The sequence below is a fragment of the Clostridioides sp. GD02377 genome (genome assembly GCF_045899875.1).
In the GTDB taxonomy this organism is placed as follows: Bacteria; Bacillota; Clostridia; order Peptostreptococcales; family Peptostreptococcaceae; genus Clostridioides; species Clostridioides difficile_A.
The window spans coordinates 59,210-79,624 of record NZ_JBJODA010000008.1; the positions used below are offsets into that span (position 1 = coordinate 59,210).

A 20,415-nucleotide genomic window follows, 5' to 3' on the forward strand; every position below is an offset into this window, starting at 1 on the left:
TTATTGTATAAATAAAAAAGGGATGGTGTAAAAATGAACAAAGAATTATATGACCTGGGCTTTAAAGTTGGAAGTAGTAATGTATTAAGCCAGCATCAAATTTTAACAATAAGTGATGCTCTGCATAGAGGCGATAAGAATAAAGCATTGGAAATAATTTTAAAGGCTTTTATGCGTTTAGAAATGACTGTCCCAAAAGAACTTTTTGATAGTTTAGATAATTATTTAGTTGCTGTCAATTTTATTTTTGGACTTCACAATGGTCAACATTCGTTTTCTACTAATTTTAGTAATTTTATATCTTTGAGTGATGCTTCAAAGAAATACAATAAAGCTGAGTCTACTTTAAGAGAAAACATAAGAAATGGTAAATTTACAAAAGATGTAGATTGTAAACTGTTTGGAAAAACATGGGTTTTTAATATTAATGCACTCGAGAGGGAATATGGTGTGTGGAGTGATTAATTTTGTTTAAAGTCAACTAATATTAGGGCAACTTATGGTTATTTGGCTAAAAATTATAGAATTGAACATGGTATAGAGAAAAGTCATTTTAATGATGCTTTTGCTATAGCTAAGGGTGTTAATTAAGTTAGAAATTCAGAAATATTTAAAGTTGAACAATTCTATGATGCAAAATATATAGACAGTAGAACTGGTGAAAAAGCTTCTGCAAGTGAACTTAATTGTGGAAGAAGAACTAGAAATAAAAATTTAAATTTTGAAAATCTTAGAGTGTTTAGAGGTCAAAAAATATCTAATGGCCAAATCTGATATTTGTATGTAAATACAGAAAAAACTTGTTAATTAAATTTGGCGAATTAATAATAATCAATTATACCTTAACAAATATTTCTGGAAGGAGAAGTCCTTTTGGTCAGATGGATATTTTACTTGTAGTATAAAGGTATAGTGGTTTTACACCTTATCTTATAAAAAAGGGGGTAGAAACTATCAAATTAGTTGCTACCCTTTTAAAAAACTATTTCTTTATAAATTCTAATGCTTTTTTATTAGTTTCACCTAAAAAGCTAAAATTAAATGCAATTATTTTCTTTTTCTATTAAAAAACAAAAGTATAGCAGAAAACATAGCAATTATAGAAAACCCTAGTATACCTGTATCACCTGTCTTTGGAGAATTAATTTTATTAGCATCACTAGAATTTAAATTACTTTCAGTAGAATTATTATCTATAGATGAATTATCCTTTATAGATGAATTATTATCTTCAGTTGGATAATTAGGATTTTTATTACTATTTTCTTTATCAGTTTCCTGTTCATTTTCTTTAAAAGTTCCATCAGGGAATATAATTCCTCCGTTTGGAGGAACTATTACACTTCCATCAGGGAATGTTATCTCTGAGCCTGGTGGAACAATTATATTTCCTTCCTCATCGATGCTGGGTTTCTCTCCATCAGGGTTTGGTTTAATTTCAATATCATCAGGTGTTACAATGCTACCATCAGGAAAAACCTTATTACCATCTTTGTCTATATAATAGTCATTTTGTCCTCCTTGATTGCCATTGTCATCAATATCTGGGAGTTTATCACCATTAGTATCCTCATCAGGCTGCTCAGGTTGGTCTGGCCTATCAGGGATGTTATTATTATGTTCATCATCACCATCATTGTCGCCCCAATCAGGACCAGGGTCGGGTAACTCTCCATCCCCATTATTCCAGCCTCCTTCTTTTACAAGAACAGCAGCTGAACGTATAGAAGTACGATTATCACTATTTGTTACTTTGTATGTGATACCGTAAACGCCTGGTTTTATAGTATTTACAGTTCCACTCATTTTGACTTTATCTGTTAAATATCCATCAACCTCGTCATATGCATATAATAATCCACTTTTTGAGTTAAAGTCATCTCCAACTGAAAGATATACATCTCTTACTTGCAGTTGTGGCCAACGAGTATTCTCCCAGTCTCCAATATCTTCACTATTTTCAGGTATATCTTCTCCTTTTTCTAAAACATGTACAATTCTAGAGAATCTAATTCTATTATCATCAGAATCGCTTACTGAATATGTTATAAGATAAGAACCTACTGTATTGTTATCTAAATCTGTTTCATAAGTTATTTTATCAGTCAAATCTCCATCTTCAGGGTCTATTACTTTTACACCTTTTCTTATTCTATCATCACCATAAATATCTCCAACCGTTATATATTCTTCATCCCACAATGTAGCTTCTGGCTTTCCATTATTCTTATTAGGTTTATTAGGAAGTGAGCTCTTGTAATCTTGAACTATAACCTTACAATTCTTTTCAGATGTTTGACACTTAAAATCTGTAACACTATATTTTAAATTATATTCCCCTGTTTCAAATCGGTTAACATATCCTTCGACTTTTATATATTTTGTTAAGTCTTCACCTCGAAAATCTTTTGCTGTAATACCATCTAGAACATTAAGATTGTCTCCAACATTTATTATTTTTGTGCCAATCTCATCTAGAACAGGTACACCATATGCACTTATAACAGGAGGGGTTAAGATTTCTTCTTCAGAATCTACTCTACCTATTTGATAATGAATGACATCTCCTTCATTTCCGAATGAATCGACTGGCATAAAATGTATATACTTGTTCCCTTTATGTTCAAAAATAATTTGATTAGGAGATAATGATGTAGTTAGCATACCTGTTTTTAATGTATCCTCTCTCTTATTACTTAGCTTATACTTATATGCTTTCACATCACCAACTATATGTCCTTCAGTACCCCACTCATGACCTTCTTCTGTTGTCATGTCTCTTATTATTAAGTTGTTATCTTTGAGTCTAGTCCTAACCTGATATTTTTCAGAGTCGCCTATTTCCACTGCATTAATATTAAGTGTAATTTCATCTTCTAACTCTTCTGTATCCATATCACTTCCATGAACATTTTTTACTCCTGGACCAAACACATCTTTTGCATTTTCATCAGTGAAGCTTAAATCTTCAGTGTAAGCAATTGTTTTATAAACATTTAATTTTTTATCAAGTTTTCTTACTTCATAAAATACTTTATCTCCAAGTTTATTTTCGTCCCAACTTACAATTAGGTTGTTTTCATCTAAATTTGCTTCTACTTTTATTTCCATATCACCATAAACAACTACTTTTCTTTTTACATCTCTTACATTACCTTGAGAATCTTCCACATGATAATTTAACTCATATTCTCCATTTGTATTTGTATCTACACTACCTTGAACCTCAACTTTACTTGTCAAATCACCATCTTCAGTATCGTAAGCCGAAATCCCTTGCATTTCATCAAAGGTACTTCCTTCCTTTACTCTAGCTGTATAAACATCTCGTATAACAGGTATGTGGTTAGTATCATATTTTCCCCCAATTAAATGATGATATGTTTTGCTTACATTTCCATTTTTGTCGATAGCTTTAACATGTAAGAACTTAAATTTACTATTAGAAATATCTATATCTTCTACATTTTTAGTATTTACAAAATTAGCTGCTTCAGTATCTTCTTTACTGTTAATAATATAATTAAATCCAGCTAATCCAGATTCTACAGAACCATTTCTAATTTTAGATGAGTTAATAACATTTCCATTTTTGTCGATAGCTTCTATAAAATATCTATAAGTAGAAGATAAATCTCTTGCAACTAACTTTAACTTTGTGCCATTAGTTGTCTTTTCAGGAATAGAAGCAAGTCTAGAGTTTTTAGCTTCTTCAGCTTCAGAGACTTCGTTTAAATATGTTATAACTGGAGAACTAACATCTTTAGCTTCAGTATCAATAAATCCTGTATTATTAAAAACACCTTTTTCTTTAAAATCAAATCCATTAACATCTGTTCTATATACTATATATTTATCAGCATTTTCTACTTTATCCCAAGATATTGACAATTTATCTTGTGATTCTTCTATGGCGAGTTTTATATTACCTGTCACATGTATTTTTACTATTTCCTCAGTTTTCAACCCTTTCGAGTCTTGTACACTATACTTTAATTCATAAACTCCTTGTACTTGGTTATTAATATCCCCCTGCACAGTTATCTTTGATGTCAAATCGCCATCTTCCATGTCGTAAGCTGTTACATTTTTTAATTTGTCAAATTCTTCATCTATTTCTATAACTTGATTTAGACCAGGTACAGTTAAAATAGGTGCATTATTATGAGAATCATCTGAAAGCTTGATGTGTTTTGTTTTTGTGCGATTACCTGCATTATCAATAGCAACTATATGTAGATAATCATCCTCACTTACACCTTTAAACTCAAAGTTACCATCAGTATTATTTATGTCACTTAAAACTTCTGTATCTGTATTTTTATCAAGAATATAGCTATAACCTTTTAATCCTGTTTTTATTGAAGTTTTTATTGTATTAGAATAAGCTATTTCATAATCATCTGAGTCATATGCCTTGACAGAGTATTCATATTCGCTTTCTAAGTCATCGCAGTCGAACTTTAATTTAGCAGACATCTCTTTGCTTAATGTAAAAGAGAAAAACATATTTGGAGCATCTAAGTCTTGTCCATTTACGTCTTTTAAAGTGTTACTTGAAACTTTTATATATTTAGATTTACTATCACCTATTTTTTTTCTCTCTATTACATAATAAGAAGCTTCCTTATATTTATCCCATGATAAATCTATAAAGTTTTCCTTATCATTTGCATTTGCACTTATTGTAATATCTTTATTAGAGACAATTTTTTCTATATAAACACTATCTTCGTATTTATATGTTCCACCAGTGCTTTCATCTTTTTCTTTTTCATATTCAACGACAAATCCTTCTATATCTGTCCAAGTTGGATTTGGTGAATTAGCTGTATCATTCCACAAACCATTGCTATTTTTAATAGATACTAGATAATTCTCCCCACCTGCATCAAAATTATTTGGTTCTCCAGGACACCAATTTGTATATTCAAAAGGTTCTCCTGTTATCCATTTCCAAGTTCCTTCTTTTTCTTCATCTGTACCCCCTAACCATACAGTTTTTGTGGTTAAGCTATTGAATATATCTAATTCATCTTTAGATGTAATAGTTACTAGATGCCCTTTTAAACCTCTATATTCCATTTTTTCTGCTTCTAATTTTGCATTTTTCCAACTTATTCTTTTTGCAGCTACAAATTGATAGTAGTTTCCATTAGTTGGATTATATACTATATCATCCACAGTATTATTTTGTAGTCTTACATTAAATTTAAAACTTGTGCTATTGTCATGTTCGATTTTTACAGACTTAATTAAATCTTCTACTTCTTTAGTAGTGTATTTATTAGTTAATATTACTTGTTGTCCTTTTACAGATTTCTCTATCCCTCTATCCTTATATTTAATAACTATACTATTATTAAAGCCCTTACTGATATAAAATTTAATACCATCTATAAGTTCCCCACTATTATTTGTAATTGTTGCATCAGGAAAAGTAGTTAAAAATCTTTTTGTATCTGGTTCACCTAAATCGATACTTAGATAATCAAAACTTTCTTTTACTGTTATATATTTTGTAGCTCTACTCTCTTGCCCTTTAGTATCTGCTACAAAGTATTCTAAAGTCCATTTCCCTAAAATATTTGTATCAATGCTGTCTACTATAGCTCCATCAGGATTTTTTATTATTATCTTAATATCTTTAGTTAAATCACCATCATAATCATCAATTGCACTAACGTTTCCCATTACATCAAATTTACTGCCCTTTGATATAGATGTATTTCCACCTATGTTCAGAACAGGAGCATAATCTGTAAATATTCCTAGAACTGGCAATGTTAATACATTACTTTTATTTCCAGCTTTGTCTATTGCTATAATATGCACATATGAGTTACTGGCCAATTCTTTAGCACTTATAAAACCATCTTTACTATTAATACTATTGCCCAAAGAAGCTGATGGAATATTATTATTACTTACTTCATAACTATATCCAGCAAATCCCGATTTTATTTGTAGAGTTTTTTTATTTGAAGTATTAGTTATATCTCCAAATTTTGATATAGCGTCAATATAATATTCATATTCACTACAAATATCAATTGAATCAAATGCTATTCCCTGTTTTATACCAGAATTATATATTTTGTATAATGGAACTGTTGGTGCATCAACATCTTTTGCATCAGAAACTTCTAACTGGCTTTCAGTTAGTTTTCCTTTTTCCTCTTTATTTGAAGAAATTGGTTTAAATTCCTTTTCTCCTTTTTTCTTTTGATATGCAACATAGTAATCTAAATATTTATCCTTAACATCATTCCAATCAAGAAAAACTTGATTTTGTATAATCTCAGTATCTAAAACAATATCTTGTTTAGTCTCAAAAGGTTCTACATTTATAATACTTTCATAGTCAAATAAATTAGTTGTGTCAGGAGAAGGCAATTTCTCGCCTGCTTTACCAAATTCGACTATAAATCCTTTAGAATTATTATTTTCAGTTGAACCATTTGTCCATACAGAATCTTTGGTTAATATGTTTTTATGTTCATCATTTATTGTAGCTAAATCAGCATTATGACCTAGCATTTCTTGTTTTTTAGCTGCTAGTTTAGCTTCTTCTAATGTTAGACCAGGACTCTCTATTAATTTATAGTAATGATTGTTTTTATAGTTATATATTATTTTTTCAGCATTGTTGCTATCTAAAACTATATTAAATTTAAATTTTGTACGATTGTCAGTATCAATTTTTATAGATTTGATTAACTCTTCAGCTTCTTTTATTGTAAACTTATCTTGTATATCTAAACTTCTATCTATCGTAGTATTTTCTACTCCATTTAGCTCATAGTGTATTTTCATAGAGCTATTAAATTCATCACTAAAATATATCTTTATACCATCTATTTCTTTTGAAGAATCACTAGTAGTAATTTTAGCGTTAGGAAGCTTAACAAAAGTGTTTGTTACTAGAATTTCTCCAATATCAAGTTTAAATGGTATATCTTTTATAATATTAATTGTTCTTATATACTCTGTAACTTGTTTTTTAGAATCTTCAACACTATATTTTATAATCCAGTTACCTAAAATTTCTGTATTAATATTTTCTACTATAGCTCCAGCTGGACCTGTTATTTCTGTAGTGATTTTCTCAGTTAAATCTCCATCTATTTCATCATAAGCACTTACGTTCTCTAAAATATTAATACTACTATTTTGTCTTAATGATATATCACTAGGTACAGTTAAAATTGGAGCTTCATCTGTAAATAATTTTAGGATTGGAATAGTTTTAACTTCACTTATATTTCCAAAGTTATCTGAAGCAGTTACGTGCAAATAATTTTTATCAACTAATTCTCTAAATGATATAAATCCATTTGTGCTATTTTTATTTAAAGAAGTTGGAACAGGGCTATTACTTACTTCATAAGAAAATTCTTTAAAATCGCTTTGAACAAATATCTTTTCTATATTAGATGTCCCTATTCTATCTCCATTTTTATTTATTGCATTAATGTAATAAGAATATTCAGTTCCAACATCTTCAGTTTCTAATTGTATTCCTTTTTTTAAACCATCTTTCAAAACTTCAAAATTAGGAAGATTTGGAGCTTTTGAATCAGTTATTTCATAATCTTCAATTTCATTTGTATCTGCTGTAACACTCTTAGATAGAGTCCAATTTTTATCTTCTTTTTTCTTAACATAAATGTTGTATGCATATGCTTCTAAATCACTATTCCACTTCAAGTTTGCCTTTTCTAAGTTGTCTGCTAAAGTAACTTTTAAATTTATGTCAGGTTTAATTTTAATATTAGTAGAAATTTTATCTAAAAATCCAAGTTTGCTAACATTTGCAGTCCCCCATCCATTGTTTACAACATAATATATAGAAATTGCATCATAACTGTCTCTTTGCACATCAATTTCTCTTAATTTAGTATAATCGTAATTTGGATAGAATATTGTAAAATTACCTATATCTTTCCATGTGTTATTTTTTAACCCCTTGATATAAAAGCGATTATCTACTCCAGAAGTTTTTGATATACTTACAGCACTAATTTTTAATGGTGAATTAAATGTTATTATTGCAGTATTTCCACCTTTTCCAGAATACCAGCCTCCTGTTAAAGCTTCTGGTTTATCTGATGTAGTTCCCAAAGGAATATATCTTTCTTCTGCTAAAGTAATATTTAAATCATATTCTAAGCTGCTATCACATTTAATTTTTAATGTCTTTAGAACTTCGTCTAATTCATCCTGATTAGAAACTTGTATAGATAAATTGTTTTGTTTTTTAGTATATTCAGCATCATTTAATTTATATTTTATTTCTATATCATCACTAAAACCTTTATTAAAACTTATGTTTAAACTACCTGCTCTATATAATGAACCTCTTGCGTTTGGGAATATTACATTTCCATTTCCATCATTTTCATATTGTCCCAAAATTAGTTCTAAATCACCTTGAACTTGTGGTATGCTATAATTTTTTGTTATTGTAACTGGCTTACCTAATAAGTTAATAGAGAATTCACAACCTTCATATTCATTATAACTTATAGAAAAACTTCTTAGAAGCTCATTTAAAGTATCTTGTGTTAGTCCTCCAATAATTATATCTTTTCCCTTTTTAGTTATCTCTTCGCCATTTATACTATATCTTATTTCTAACTCAGTTTTTGAAACAAAATTTAAATCTGCCTTATCTCTTATTTTTCCAGTAGCATTTTTGAATGTTATTACTCCATCAGAATGTTGTATCTCACCCATATCCAAGCTATCATCCATTTCAATTTTAATATCTTTTGTAATCTTTTTCCCAGAGTTGAAATTTAGAGAAAAAGACATATCTAAATTAGATGTGTTATCATGTGATATTTTAAGACTACTTAATACTTCTTTTAGTTGCTCATTATTTTCTATATTAATAACTATATTTTCATTGTTTTCTTTTTTTTCTTCGCCATCTACACTATAAGTTGTTACTAAATTTCTATTATATCCATTTTTAAATGATATATTTAAACTAGTATTTGTATTTATTTTGCCAGCTGCACTTGGAAATGTTATATTCCCTTTTCCATCGCTGTTAAAATCACCTATTTCAAAATTAGCTTTATCTATAGATATGTTTAAACATTCCTTTTTTTTATCAGACATAAAAAACTCTAAATCATAGATATGAGCCCAATCTCTTCCATATGAATAGAATTCTAGCTCTTCATAATTATTAGGAACGACATCGAATTTTGCATTTGATTGATTTGCCCCAAATGAGCCAATATCTTTCCAAGTTCCATTATTTTTCCCCCTAACAATTAAAGCGTTTTTAGAATTATATCTTATTGCAGATAGATATACATTATTTATATTTTTTAAATACATTGATGTATTATAAGTTCCTGCGTTCCATCCTACACTACCTTTAAATACATTACTAGGTTGATTATTTCCATAACCTATTCCTGAAGCTACAAAATTTTTAGGAATCTGCCAAGATAAATTTTCCATATCTGCATCTGAAGAAACTGAAAATATCTTTAAAGAACATCCTTCAAGTTCATCAAAAGTAATTTCCAAGCTTTTCAATATCTCATCTAGTTCCTTTTGAGAATTTATTTCTATTTTAATAGTCTTATCTTTTTTTATTATTTCCTCTCCATTTAATTGATACTTTATAGATGTATCCTGATTTTCTACATCATTGAGCTCAAAGACTATACTAGAACCAAATCCGACTGTATTTCCCTTAGCATCAGGAAATGTGATTTTATTATTTATTACTTTCTTTTCTCCAAGCTCTAAATTTAACATACTTTCAATTTTATCTACTGTTACAGAATCTGAAGCAAGTTCTTCTTCTAAATTAGAGTTTAATATAACTTCATGTATAGTAGCCCAAGCACTTCCTAATCCTCCAGTAGCTATCCAAGACGAACTTACATTAATTTCATCATAATCACCTTTTTTTATAATAGGGATATTAACTGTATTCATCTCATTCCCTTTCACTATTTCAACTGTTTGACCAATTACCTCTGATGACCCTCCTTTCTTACCAGTTATAGTGTATTGATTTTTTATTGTTGTCGATGGAGATACTTTTAATTTTATAGTATCAACTTTAGTTTGACTTGGAAATTTGAAATTGATATTTCCAGATTCACTAGGAGCATTCCAATACGTGTTTACATTACAATCAATCACATTCGCTGGATAACCTGCACCATAATAAGTTCCTGTTGCAACCGTTCCATCAGGAAAAGTTTTCTTTAGTTCCATATCTACAAGGCTTACATCAATTTTAACTTTTTGGTTTTTTGTATTTAACTTCAATGTTTTTAGTATTTCATTTATTGTTTTTCTATCATATGCCTCTGTAATTACCACTTTTTCATCACTATTTATCTTATTTCCATTAACTTCATATTCAGTTCCTATAGGTGTCGAATATTCAAGTTTTAGACTCAATTTATTAAATCCATTTACAATTGCACTTGGAAAAGTAACAAAGGAGTCATTAATAGATGGCTCACCTAGGCTTAAACTTGGAGAATCAGTATAGCTAAAATACTGTGCTTCAGTTTCATCAAATGAAATCTCACAAAGTCTACTTATATTGTCATCAGATAAATTAGGGGTTACTTTTATTCCATTATAGATACCTTTATCGACTTTAATAGTTTGAGTCTCTCTAGAATAGAGGTCTATAGCATAGTCACTAGCTTCACCTATCTTTATCCAAGTTCCATCCTTAAGTCCTTCTATTATTGCACCATTTTTTCTTCCAAAAGTTAAATTTATGGTATCTAACTCTGTCTCCTTATCGAATATTAATTGCCACCATCCTTTGCCATCAGCACGAAAATGACTTCCTAAGTCTCCATCTATAGCCTCTTCTTGTCCAACACCATTTGAACTTATAGTTCCACTTGGTACATTAGCCAATTTCACAGAGAAATTTACATTGCCATTAGTTTTAATTTTTAATGTCTTTAGCACTTCATCCAGTTCTTCTTGATTTTCTATTTTGATATTTATGACTCTGCTTTTAAGTGATGGTTCATATGTTATTCCTTCCAAATTTTTTCCATTTTTTGTATAACTGATTTTAACATCACTTTCGCCATCAAAATTGAAAAATAAATTTGTTTTTTCCTTTATAATTCCTTGAGCATTAGGAAAACTTAGAACTCCATCATCATTTTTGTATTCTCCCATATCAAGTGAATTATTTTCATTTTTAGTATCAGTAGTTGTATTATTTCTTTTAACTTGTGTGATTTTTTTGATAAATTCATCTTTGTATTCTTTGATAAATTCATCTGCAAGAGCATTTACAGGAGTATTTGAATTTATTATTGAAGCAGCTATTAATATAGATATTATTTTTTTATTTATCATAAAAAATCTTCCTCCTTTCTGGATTATATAATCTTTATAAGTAAATAAAAAAAATATAGTTTTTTTATTTATAATTTTTTTTGAGAATATTATTTACCATATTTTTTTGTGAATTTAGAATAATTAATAAAGAAAAAATTTAAGATATTATTTAATTATCATCTTAAACAGAGAGGATTAGATAAAAAAATATCAATTATTCGAGATAATTATTAAGTTTTTAAGTAGGGAAAAATATAGTTTGGTTAGAAATTAAATTAATTATAGGTTGTAAATATTTTGATTGAGAATTTAGGTCTAATACAAAAGATTGATTGTAGATGAATTTATCGAATAATAGAGTAAATATAGTATAAAGTTGTATTTGTTTTTAAAAAATATAATAATTATATTGTAATAAATTAGAAATCGAGATAATAAATTGTTCCAAAATAAGAATCTTATCTTAAAATATAAAACAATGATAAATTTAAAACAAATAAATAATAGTAAAAAATAAAATTTATATAGAGTAAAAAATTATATTTATGTAAAATTCGTTATATGTAAAATATGTTAAAAAAATAAGAACTTAAATAAATTTTGGTAAAGTATAAAAAATGATATTAATAAATTTCGAAAATAAAAAAGTGTAATAATTTCAATATAAATTTTGTTGAAAATAAAATCAAAAATAAGAAAGTTTTAAATAGATTTTAAGGTGGTTTAAAAATATATAGTGTGGGTTTTAATTAAGTGTAAAAATAAGAAGCTTAAAATGGATTTTTATACAAAGATAAAGAGGGAGTAATAAAATTTTTTAAAAAAATAGATGAAGTAAAAAAACAGAAAAAAATGAAGCTTTAAAATGGATTTTAAGTGGTCTATAAATTATTGGGCATATATTTAATCAAATGTAAAAAATGAAGCTTTAAAATAGCTCTTTTAGATGGGAATAAGGATAGAATAGTTATTTTTAAAAAAACAGAAAAAATGAAGCTTCAAAATGGATTTTAAAGGGGTCTAGGATTGTTATGTATATATTTAATCGGATATAAAAAAACAAGGGCTTAAAATGGATTTTTATAAAAATAGTAAAAAAATATATATGGCATGGAATACTTAGTTCCATGCCATTTTTGTATTAAATCTACTGTTTGCAAGTGTTACAATGTGATATATATATTAAAAATAGTAATTTAAGTCAAAAGATGGTCAGTAAAAAAAATGAAAATACTTATTTTTTCTTCACTTTAAAGCAGTTAAAAATAGAAGGTGTTTGTAGTGACAAATTGATACATAAAAAATGTGAGATTTAAAACAACTTTAAATCTCACATTTTTTATATACTTATTTTTCTATCATGACAATAAATATATTATATAAATTAATTTTTCCACCTATGTAAATAAATCTTCCAATAATTGATATTTCATCTCCTAAATGGAGATTTTTTAAATATAAGGCATTTTCATTATAAGCGATTATATTAATATAATCATTAGTATTATTACATCTATGAACTTTAAGCATATTATGTCCTATAATAGTACCAGCCTTTGTTGTTTTAATAAATGCTTCTTTTGAGATAGTTCCATTTAGTCTTACTATATTAGCTCTTTTAGTAATTACCTTATCTTTGTTTTTGATTCTTTCTGCAAAAATATATATATTAGATTTTAATTTTTTTATTGAAAATTTTGTTTTAGACTTTTTAGAATAAACAAAACCACTTATTTTAATATTTTTATCAATATCAATATTGCATAATAAGTCCTCGCAAATTATAACTGGTAAAATGTTACTTTGAAAATCATTTCTTTTAACTTCTATAAATGTTTTATAGTATTTCTTGTTACCTTCTTCATATAAGAGTTCTAAATTAGAAATCTTTCCTGTAACACTAATATAATTTCTTGCATGCTTGTTATTATTATTCATCATTAATTACCTTCCTGTATTTTTTCTATAGATAAAACTGAAACCTCATATGCCATCTTAATGCTTTTAAAATTATCTTTTTTTGTTTTATACTCTCTATTTCTAATTTCTCCTATTATCCTAATTTTTGTACCTTCTTTCAATTTAGACAACCTTGTTGCATTTATTCCCCATGATACAACAGGTATGTAATCTGTTTTTCTATAATAACGGTGAATTTTAAGAATAGAAGAATAAACAGCTCCATTACAATTTGTTATTTTATACATAGAGTTAGATGTTATACAACCTTCTAATTCTACTAAATTGTCATCTTTTTCATTATCTGTTATATGAATATCTAATACATATATGTAAAATAACATTTTTTTATTATTATTATCATCTATATATCTACTTCTTACTTGTCCATAGATATTTACTTTATCGCCCTTTGATAAATTTGACAAAAGCTTCTTGTTAATCAAAATATCTATAATATTTTCTTTGTTATTTGTAATTATTTTTATTCGATTTTCAAAGAATAATTCTTCAGAATAAACTTGTTTTGTATTATAGAATTTATTTACAATAAATTTATTACTGTATTTAAATTCATCTAATAATGTGCCTATTACATGTATCTTATTTATACCTATTTCTCTCATTAGTTATATAATTATTAATTTGAATTAATAATATTCTCCTTTCATTTATGATAACTTGAATGTGTCGCATCCTAACTCATTGTAAATATTGTTCACATATATTTTCATTAAAGAATTTTCAGCATTGAGGATTTTTGAGTTATTAAACTCAAGTGAATATGTTAAATTATTTAAATAATTATTTATAATTTCTCTTTCTTTTAAGTCGAATTTTTTAGCAGTTAATATTTTTAAATAATGTGATAAATCATCTTTAGTTTGCCAATTTATAGAATTAAAATTTTCATGTTCTTTGCTAATTAAAATTGGTTTTTTCTTTCCAATAATATAAATTCCATCACTCTTTTCTATTACAACTACTCCCTTTTTTAAATCTATTACAAATCCACCTGTAACAAAAAATAAATCAAGTTTAACAAGTCCAATAATACCTATTTTATCAGTTGCAATAATTCTTTTATTTCCATTAATTACAGTAATAATTTTTTCTTCAGAGTGTATATTTAATTTACTTGAATATTCATTTTCATTATGATTATTTATTATTATTTTTTTAGCCGCACCTGTTCTTTTTATTTCTTTTTTGTTTTCAAAAGCTTTATTTAAAATCATATGTTTTCCTCACCTTCTCATTATTGTATATATATATACTTTTAGAACAATTTTTTTATTTTTTATTTTATTAATAAAAAATAAGACATTATTAAATGTCTTATTTTTTCATTACATATATTATTTTCCCAACTATTTTATTTGATTTTAAAAAAGTGTCTTTCCAGTATCTTGAATCTTCCGAATTTACTCTATTATCTCCAAGAAGATAATAATTTCCTTTAGGAATTTTAACTTTAGGAATATTTAAAGAATCATTATATAAGATATAATCTTCTTTTATACTTTTATCATTTATATATACTACTCCATTTATTATTTCTACTGTATCTCCTTCAACACCAATTACTCTCTTTATATATAATTTTTCTTCTCTACCGAATAATAATATCTTAAAAAGATTATCAGATGTTTTTTTATCTGTAAAAGCTATAATATCACCATATTTATAGCCATTTTGGGGATTTAATCTTGAAAGAACTACTGTGCTATTTTTACTTATTGTTGGAGACATAGAGTTTGTAGGAACTATACCTGCACTAACTACAAACTTAGAGATAATGACAGATAAACTTATGCCTATAAATACTACTATAAATAATTGACTTACTTTTGATAAAGAATTTTTTTTAATCATGAATTTTTACTCCAAACTTATTTTATAATCAGCATATGAGCCTGAAGAAATTAGTAAATCAATTAATTCTTGTTGAACTCCTGATTTATCGTCTTCATATACAAATAAAATTAAAACTCCGTATTCACCTTTTTGAATTACACCTACATTAACTGCATATTGTTTCTTATCAACTGTAATAGGGGCATTTGCTATTAATCCAGCATTTCTACTATCTATAAAAGCTTCTCTATAGGTTATATTTGTCGCAGGGAATGAATTGAAAAAGGATTTTAACATTTCTTTTAGGACATCTTTTTGTATTTCCTCTTTCATGCCAATAGCTTTTAAATTCCCCCACACTCTCGAAGGATGGCTACAATCTAAAGTATTACCTTGTAATTTAACAAGCCAGTTATTGCTAGGGACAAATCTATATTTATTTCCTAAGAGTATATATGAATTATTCACAGCTTCAGTTGAGTTTGGCATTTCCAATCTAGTTGGAAATTCAATCTTCCCATCTATTGTTACAAATTCTGGTACAGATGAACCTTCTACACTTCTCAATGAAGTAGTGGGAGATTCTTCTGTTATTTTTAATCCTCTTATATCTTTTTGTAGCTGCCCTATTATTCTGTCTTTGCTTTCTATATTTTGATTTAATTTCTTATTTTCACTTTTCAATTGTGATACCCTTTTATCACATCCAGTAAATAACACACATGATGATAATAATGTTGTAATTAAAATTATAGTTTTCTTCTTTTTTTCCATTTTCAATTCTCCTTTTATTATAGTTGATTTAAGTCAATTTTTTTATGCTTGTATGATGATTTATTATATTTTCTTAGAGCTTTATTAAAGTGTTCTATAGATATTATGCCTTCAAAATTTTCTTGTTCTGATTTTATTCTAGCTATACATAATATATGAGTTAATTCAGTTAATCTAATATCTTTTGAAGCACAATATAATAAGTTTATAGGGAAATCATTTATAAGTTTGAAATCATATTTTATTAAAAGTTCTTCAATATAATTATCTTTTCTATTAATCTTAATTAATTTATCAAAATAATTATTTTTGCTTAGTACTTTCTCTAATCCTTTTTTGCCACTCACAGTTCCTATAAATATTATTTTACCTTCTAAACTATTTAACTCTTTTGCTAAAATATTTTGGCAAAATGTATTTAATTCATCTATATCATCAATTTGTAAGAAACAAGGTGATAGAGACTTTGCTAGACTAAATTTATCATGTAATTTGTTTTGTCCAAGAAAATCAAAGTAGTTATTGAAATCTGATGCTTTATATAATAAAAAATTTATATTTTTATAACCATTTCTTGCATGTAACAATATATCTTTGCTAAAATAGCTATTTTCTTCTAAAAGAATCGAAGAAGCAAAATTATTTTTTTTAAATTCTATGTTAGAATTTTGGAAATAGGATATTGCATCTTTTATTATCTTTTTATATTCTAATAAATTGCATATTAGCAATTCTCTTTTTATATCTTGATTTATTTCTGTCATACATACCTCCATAAGCTTTGATTCCTCCTATTCTTTTACTTTAAATACTTTTACTGTTTGTTTTCCAAACTTATCACATTCATCATGTGTTGAATAATATATATCTAACCTATTACCTTTGATTGCACCACCACAATCGGTAGCAATGAGAACACCTATTCCTTCTATATAAATTTTTGTGCCATATGGAATTATATTAGGGTCTACTGCAACAGTATTTCCTTGATATGCACCAACACCAATAGAAGTAATTTTATCCTCTGGACTTGAAGCCCACTGTTCACAACACTTTTCACATGGACAGTATGCAGTAGCAGTGAAATTTCCCAAATCTTCTAGTTTCAAATCTTCTAGATTTTTTGTGTCTGGGATTTCTATATTTTTGGTTGATACAAAAGTTTTAGGATTTACTAAAACATCTTTGTTAATTACATGCTTTATAACCAGTGTATCTGTTTCACTTGTACTTTCTACAGCATTTAAGACATCTGGTTTTTGTAAAATAAACCCTACAATGAAGCTAAATAGACATAATGTAATTAAACTGTGTATTTTCATGTTATCCCTCCTAATTAAAAAACTTTATAAACTTTTAAATTTTTTGTACCTAAACGAATTACATCATCATGGCTTTTAACATAAACTTTTATTTCTTTTCCAGTAACTTTCTGAGAACTAGGTTGGGCTTGTCTTATGCCTAATCCATCAATGTAAATTTTTGTGCCATAATCAATAAGGTTAGCATCTACAGCTGCATTAACACCATCATAATTTCTATATTTTACATTAGAATTTGTATTATTTTTACATTTCTTACAATTACAAAATGCACTTACTTTAAACTCGCCTATCTCTTTAGTTTGTATTCCATCCATATTTTTAGGCATCTCAGATATATTTGTTATGTAATGATTATCAAAAATATAATTTGCTTTTTCAATAATTTCAACTTTTATAACTGGGAGTTTTACTGTACTCAATGTAGAGTTTTCTTTAATATCATCTCTGATTTTTCTATAACCAGAAGTATAATCTTTTAGAAGTGGGTCATTTTTATTACTTTTTTCTAATAATATTTGTTTTTGTTTTTGTGTGGGAGTATCATTTTCTCCAAAGACTAAAGGAGACTGTATAAATGTACCCATTAATGTTACTACTATTAAAATCCCAGTATTTATAAAATATTTCTTGTATTTTTTAAATTTTTTATCAAACATAAAATCACCTTCGCTATTTCTTTATAATAGTGTAAAATTAATATCATAATTTTACTTGGTCCTGAAAAAACAATTTTTATTTTAAATTAATGCTTTAGATTTTGAATGTCCAATGTGAAATATTTCTGTTATCTCATCAAATTCTTTGTCACTAATTTTTAAAATTTTGACATTTACCATTTTACCAATATATTTTTTATAAAATTTATAATTATTTCTTCCATCTAGCACAAATTCTAGCTTTTTATATTTTAATATAGTCTCATATCTATAACGATGTGTTGTAGTATTATAGTATTTATCAGAACTTACAACAACTGCTTTTACATTTTCCTTATCACAATAAAAGTCAAGAGGGTTCATTTCTTCAAAAAAATAATTTGTTATAGTATTTTGGATTAGTATAATTAGTAAGATATTAAGTGCAAGAGTCAAAAATTTATTCATAATAATCTCCTTTTTTTTGAGTCGTTTTATATATTCAAAAAATAACAAAAAAATAAATTCCTTTAAAAAAGGAATTTATTTTTTGTTTATAAGTTTAACATTTTTTTAAATTTATCCCAAAACCCATCAGAATTTTGATTATTTAATTGGGAATTATTATTTGTGGAATCTATTTTAGTATTTTCACCTAAAGCGGTATCATTTGTATTATTTAATATTCCTAAATTTTCATTATCATTTTCTTTTTCTCCTGAGAATAGACCCACAAAGAAAGATTTTATACTATCCCATAATCCTGATTTTTCAAACTCAGTTCCAACTTTATTTAATATTTTATTTACATTGTCTGTAACCTTATTTAAAGAATTTTCTATTTTTGAATAATCATAATCTTGTTCTCCAACTTTTAACATCATATTTGATAAAGCATTTTTTTGTTCAGCACTTAAAGAAACACCATATTGGCCAGAAACATCATCTATTATTTTATTTATAGTTTCTGTATCTTTAACTTTTTCTTTTATAACATCTTTTTTTACATCATTTACAACACCAGTTGCTTTCTCTTGTCCAATATCTTCACCTAAATCCCCTGTTATAACTAGCTCTTCAGTAGCTATTTCTTTCTTTTCTTCATCCAATTGTTTTCCAGTAGCTGCTTCAAATGCTTTGAAACATCCTGTTAAAGCTCCTGTTCCACTTACCTCGAATGGAGCCACTGCAATCACATTGGCATTTTCAACTCCTGCAGTTATTAAAGTTGAGGATATCATACTTGCAGTAACCCAATTTAAATTTGCTATTTTAGCATTAACACCTCCAGAGTTGGTAGGTTCTATGTATGCACAAGATAATGTTTTATGTCCGATTTGCTCCTCTGTAGCTACTCCTTCTAAGTATTTTCTTTCATCTTGATTATTTACAGTTATAACATCAACATCATTCTCAGATACCCCAAAGTATTGAAAAATCTTTGTTTTCTGTGTTGAATTTAAGTTTTCTCCTATAGTAACAACTTTTGATGAATCTGCGAAACAACTTAAAGTACTTATAAAAAGTAAAGAGATTACTATACATGAAACTTTTATTGATTTTATATATTTTTTTATTTTCATATCCGACACCCCTAATAAATTTTAATGTTTTTTAGACTTACTTATAGATATACCTCTAAACTTAGCTATAATAAATATTGGAATTAATACACCAAATATACATCCTGAAATTCCAATAGGATTTAGTTGGATATTAAGTCTAATTATAGACACTATAGAAAATATTAAAAGAAGAATGAACAATAGGAACATTACTATTCCCCAGAAAGCCATCTTAATAATTTCTTTTTTTTCCATTTTGCTACCATCATTTTTTAACATATATATACCTCCTGTAATTAAATTTTTTATTTGATTAATATAGATAAAGATTATAAACTTGTTTCTATATCTAAATTTATATATTTAGTACAAATATCATCTAGAAAACACTTATTTAGCAAGAATTTTTTTTGTTTTTCACTAATAGATATTATTTCTAATACAATTAAATCAATATTAAATTTATTAGAGTATTTGTACTTTTTGGTATGTTGTTTTATAAGAGCCTTTAACATAACTGGGGATATTCTTACTTCAGATTTTTGCAAATCAAAATCATCTAAAGATTTATTATCTTTTAAAATGTTTTTTCTTAAATTATTTTTCTTTATGTATTCTAGAAAAATATTATTTAAATTGATTGAAGAAATATAGAAGTCATTATTTTTACTACCTTTATAACATATTCCAATTATCATGTTTTCTAATTCTAAATCTGTTAGTAATGAAATTTCACTTTTTTTCTTGTTATACCATAAGTTATAACAATATTTAACCAAGTCCTCAAATAAATCTTTTGTTATACCAACATATGCCATTTGTTTATCCACCTTTCAAAATTAATGTGTTTTTTTATTGAATTATATATATTCCTAAAGTATATAAAAAAGTTTTTTGTTTTTTTATTTTGATTTTTTTATGAAAAATAGATAATAAACTTAAAAT

At 26.5% G+C, this 20,415-nt stretch carries 14 protein-coding genes; 1 reads left to right on the top strand and 13 read right to left on the bottom strand.

Going from position 1 to position 20,415, the window contains the following annotated elements:
* The first annotated feature begins 33 nt into the window (after positions 1-33).
* Positions 34-465, top strand: a complete 432-nt coding sequence (locus Q3304_RS08575; RefSeq protein WP_407813491.1) for a hypothetical protein — start codon at positions 34-36, stop codon at positions 463-465.
* Positions 466-1,047: 582 nt separating this feature from the next.
* Here the strand turns inward: Q3304_RS08575 and Q3304_RS08580 are convergent.
* From Q3304_RS08580 to Q3304_RS08640, 13 genes are all read right to left on the bottom strand, one after another.
* The gene (locus tag Q3304_RS08580) at positions 1,048-11,373 is read right to left on the bottom strand and encodes an immunoglobulin-like domain-containing protein (protein ID WP_407813490.1); all 10,326 of its coding nucleotides are present in this window, start codon (positions 11,371-11,373) and stop codon (positions 1,048-1,050) included.
* 1,329 nt (positions 11,374-12,702) lie between these two features.
* A complete protein-coding gene (locus Q3304_RS08585) occupies positions 12,703-13,296 on the bottom strand; it encodes a hypothetical protein (protein WP_407813489.1) in 594 nt (197 codons plus the stop codon).
* Entirely contained in the window at positions 13,296-13,940 is a 645-nt protein-coding gene (locus Q3304_RS08590) for a single-stranded DNA-binding protein (RefSeq protein WP_407813488.1), read from the bottom strand. The genes Q3304_RS08585 and Q3304_RS08590 overlap by 1 nt, the downstream gene beginning before the upstream one ends.
* A gap of 45 nt (positions 13,941-13,985) precedes the next feature.
* Complete coding sequence (locus Q3304_RS08595; RefSeq protein WP_407813487.1) at positions 13,986-14,552, bottom strand: hypothetical protein; 567 nt, start codon at positions 14,550-14,552, stop codon at positions 13,986-13,988.
* Between the two features lie 100 nt (positions 14,553-14,652).
* Positions 14,653-15,189, bottom strand: coding sequence for a signal peptidase I (lepB, locus tag Q3304_RS08600; protein WP_407813486.1), 537 nt, complete (start codon positions 15,187-15,189; stop codon positions 14,653-14,655).
* A gap of 6 nt (positions 15,190-15,195) precedes the next feature.
* On the bottom strand, positions 15,196-15,945 hold the full coding sequence (locus Q3304_RS08605; RefSeq protein WP_407813485.1) for a hypothetical protein: 750 nt from the start codon (positions 15,943-15,945) through the stop codon (positions 15,196-15,198).
* A gap of 17 nt (positions 15,946-15,962) precedes the next feature.
* Entirely contained in the window at positions 15,963-16,721 is a 759-nt protein-coding gene (locus tag Q3304_RS08610) for an AAA family ATPase (protein WP_407813484.1), read from the bottom strand.
* A gap of 15 nt (positions 16,722-16,736) precedes the next feature.
* On the bottom strand, positions 16,737-17,267 hold the full coding sequence (locus Q3304_RS08615; protein WP_407813483.1) for a 3D domain-containing protein: 531 nt from the start codon (positions 17,265-17,267) through the stop codon (positions 16,737-16,739).
* 14 nt (positions 17,268-17,281) lie between these two features.
* On the bottom strand, positions 17,282-17,926 hold the full coding sequence (locus Q3304_RS08620) for a 3D domain-containing protein (protein ID WP_407813482.1): 645 nt from the start codon (positions 17,924-17,926) through the stop codon (positions 17,282-17,284).
* Between the two features lie 81 nt (positions 17,927-18,007).
* The gene (locus tag Q3304_RS08625; protein ID WP_407813481.1) at positions 18,008-18,373 is read right to left on the bottom strand and encodes a hypothetical protein; all 366 of its coding nucleotides are present in this window, start codon (positions 18,371-18,373) and stop codon (positions 18,008-18,010) included.
* 86 nt (positions 18,374-18,459) lie between these two features.
* Positions 18,460-19,488 (bottom strand): DUF1002 domain-containing protein, encoded by a 1,029-nt coding sequence (locus Q3304_RS08630; protein ID WP_407813480.1) that lies wholly within the window; start codon positions 19,486-19,488, stop codon positions 18,460-18,462.
* 21 nt (positions 19,489-19,509) lie between these two features.
* Complete coding sequence (locus tag Q3304_RS08635; protein WP_407813479.1) at positions 19,510-19,749, bottom strand: hypothetical protein; 240 nt, start codon at positions 19,747-19,749, stop codon at positions 19,510-19,512.
* A 50-nt stretch (positions 19,750-19,799) separates the two neighbouring features.
* On the bottom strand, positions 19,800-20,288 hold the full coding sequence (locus Q3304_RS08640; protein WP_407813478.1) for a hypothetical protein: 489 nt from the start codon (positions 20,286-20,288) through the stop codon (positions 19,800-19,802).
* Positions 20,289-20,415 lie beyond the last annotated feature (127 nt).